The sequence below is a fragment of the Planktothrix sp. FACHB-1355 genome, assembly GCF_014748295.1.
Taxonomy (GTDB): domain Bacteria; phylum Cyanobacteriota; class Cyanobacteriia; order Cyanobacteriales; family Aerosakkonemataceae; genus Aerosakkonema; species Aerosakkonema funiforme_A.
Genome location: NZ_JACJUP010001202.1, coordinates 1 through 2,022, shown reverse-complemented (window position 1 = coordinate 2,022; position 2,022 = coordinate 1). Strand labels below are relative to the sequence as shown.

General features: G+C 44.6%; 3 protein-coding genes. All 3 read right to left on the bottom strand.

What is annotated here, in order from left to right:
* On the bottom strand, window positions 1-156 hold a 156-nt coding region (locus H6S82_RS30750), incomplete at its 3' end, for a LysR family transcriptional regulator (protein ID WP_191057293.1).
* A gap of 127 nt (window positions 157-283) precedes the next feature.
* Window positions 284-1,582, bottom strand: a complete 1,299-nt coding sequence (locus tag H6S82_RS30745) for a HEAT repeat domain-containing protein (protein ID WP_242057177.1) — start codon at window positions 1,580-1,582, stop codon at window positions 284-286.
* 31 nt (window positions 1,583-1,613) lie between these two features.
* Window positions 1,614-1,820, bottom strand: coding sequence for a hypothetical protein (locus tag H6S82_RS30740; RefSeq protein WP_191057292.1), 207 nt, complete (start codon window positions 1,818-1,820; stop codon window positions 1,614-1,616).
* Window positions 1,821-2,022 lie beyond the last annotated feature (202 nt).

Below are 2,022 nucleotides of genomic sequence, written 5' to 3'. Positions count from 1 at the left end.
GGTACTCAGGTGAAACATCTGCAAACCCAGATCTGTTTCCAGGGACTGAATTTGCCGGCTGATCGTGGATTGGGTAACGCCACATTTTCGCGCTGCTTGCTGAAAGCTACCTGTTTCAGCGATCGCCAGAAATGCCTGTAACTGCTCGACGCGCATGATGATGTAGCCCGCTTGACAATTAGGTGTTGCTTTGACCTTAGCCGATCTGCGACTGTATTTTAGTAGATTTTGATACAGCCCAGGATTGGATCTTGGATATCAGATCGAATTTTCAATCTAAAATCTAAAATTCTTGAAGGGCGATCGCAATTCCTTGTTTCCATTCTTGTGTGAGATTTTCGTTGCCAGCCAGCTGCTGTAATTGTACAATTGCGGTGGGAAATTTTTTGAGCGCCGCCGTTGCGTGCAGCCTTACCCCCAAATCCGGATCTGCCAGCATCTGAATCAGAGGATGTATTGCTTGGGGATGTTTTAGGTGTCCCAAACTGATTGCCAAAGCTTGTTTGACACTGGAATCTTGAAGTGCTGGATGCTGGGATTTCAAAGCATCGATTAAAATGCGAGCGGCGTCGGGTGCTAAATGCGCCTGTTCCACTCGTCCCAGAAGCGTTACGATTTCTTGATATGTAGCGATCGGCGCAAAGGTAAGCGCTGCTTGTAAATGTGCCAGAGCCCTTGGTGTTTCGATCCAGCTTAAAGAACGAACGCATTGCAGCTGTAACGACATTGGTAGCGAAGGCGAACTCAGCACTTGAAATAAAGCATCAGCAGCGGCGTCAGTTCCCAGGCGTCCCAACGTACTGGCAGCAGCAGCGCAAACTTCTGGATTAAAGTCCCAAACCAGAGGTACGATTTGACTGACCAGATTTAATTCCTCCAGTAAGTCAGACCGCAGTCCCAAACCAATTATCGCTTCCCGTCTGACTGGCGCAGCTACGTCCTTGAGAGCATTTAGCAGTACTAGCGGGATGCGGGGGTCGTGAAAACTGCTGAGTGCTTCGATCGCAGCTGCACGCACCGACACTTGCTTATCTTTAACAACACCTAACAGAGGGGTAACGATCTCGGAACGGCGGATATGGGAAAGACTGCGTACCGCCAACAGGCGCGTTTCTTCTGCTGCTAATAACTCCGTCAAAGCTGCGATCGCAAAACGGAAAGCATGATGTTTCTGCGCCGATTGTCCCAAATTAGCCAGCGCTTCTGCTGCCATCGCACTTAGTTCTTCCGTTTGTGACGTTTTCAAAATCTCCACTAAAGCGGTTACCGCTTCTATGCTGTCAAATTCTGCTAATATGCGTGCCACAAACCAGCGTAATTCTTCTTCTGCCTCTTCGTCTTTCCAAATCTCAATCAAAGGCGCGATCGCTCTATTTCCCAAGCTGGGGAACACTTTCGCCACATCCCAGCGTTCTTGAAAATCTCCTTCTGTTAAAATCTCCAAAGCCCAATCCAGTATACGTGTAACATTGGTTGCCAGGAAATTTTTACGCTCTAGCATCTGGCTGATGTATTGATTTAGCAATGCCCAATTTTGTTGTTTGGCTGCAATAGTAGCTTGTTCTAAAACATCGCTCATCATCTGCTCAACTTTCCACTTGAATTTCGCTTAACTATTTGACCTGTTTTTCAGTAATTTTATCTTTAATGATTTTGTCTTTTCCGTTGGCAAGCTTATCCTTGAATTTATCTCTTTCATACCGAATGCCTGTTTTTATTAAATTTGACAAAATCAAAAGCAATATTTCCAACTTAACCTGCCTTATCGCAATTTTTACAAAAAATCGCCCCGTAATTTTTAGAGGCGATCGCTTTCTCACATTGGAGGTTTGGAATAGGTCTTATGAAGATTAAAGGTATTTTCGCTTAGCCAAAATTTTCGTATAAGGGTATACTAAACTTTAGTTTATATGCTGATAATCGATAATTTTAATGTTATTTTTGCATAATTTGCAAGTTTTGCCTTTCGTCATCACCCATCAGTCATAACTTTTTACGGCTAACACCAAGCTGCATTCACAA

Coding starts and splice junctions, on each gene's coding strand:
- H6S82_RS30745 (WP_242057177.1), bottom strand. CDS start 1,582: ATGATGAGCGATGTTTTAGAACAAGCTACTATTGCAGCCAAACAACAA.